Genomic DNA, 711 nt, shown 5'->3' with positions numbered 1-711 from the left:
CTCTTTTGATACTTGCTTGATACCAATGCCACAATCTTCTGAAAAGCGAATCTGTGTCACGCCCATCTCTTCTTTTAAAAACTTAATGACTTTTTTGGCATCCTCACTGCCTGCTTTCCACTCGATACCGGCATAGATATCTTCTGAGTTTTCGCGGAAAATAATCATATCAGTCAACTCAGGATGTTGGACAGGACTTGGAACGCCTTCGAACCAACGTACAGGACGCTGACAAACGTACAAATCAAGCTCTTGTCGCATTGCCACGTTCAGCGAGCGCATACCACCGCCAACTGGCGTGGTCAGCGGACCTTTTATACTGATGACATAATCACACAACACATCAAGCGTCTCTTCTGGCATAAATTCGCCGTCATAAATTTTAGAGGCTTTTTCACCGCAATAGGTCTCCATCCAAACGATGGACTTTTTGCCTTTATAAGCTTTTTCAACTGCCGCATCAATCACTTCAATCATGACAGGTGTGATATCAACGCCGATGCCATCGCCTTCGATAAAGGGAATGATCGGATGATTTGGAATATTGAAGGATAAATCAGCATTTACGGTTATTTTTTCGCCGTTTATTGGTACGATAACCTTGTTATATGACATGAGGTGATACTCCTTGATATGTATTATGTGTTTTAAGCGTACTTGGCATTCTGTTATGCTAGCTGTTTTATCATGGTGATGACAGCATTATAAATG

At 41.8% G+C, this 711-nt stretch carries 1 protein-coding gene; it reads right to left on the bottom strand.

Features of this window, described 5'->3' with window-relative positions; genetic code table 11:
* The coding region (locus JMW90_RS13475; RefSeq protein WP_265089250.1) for an isocitrate/isopropylmalate family dehydrogenase at window positions 1-615 on the bottom strand (615 nt) is incomplete at its 3' end.
* Window positions 616-711 lie beyond the last annotated feature (96 nt).

The organism is Psychrobacter glacincola, assembly GCF_904846215.1.
Classification (GTDB): Bacteria; Pseudomonadota; Gammaproteobacteria; order Pseudomonadales; family Moraxellaceae; genus Psychrobacter; species Psychrobacter glacincola.
This window is presented reverse-complemented; position numbering and strand designations above follow the sequence as displayed.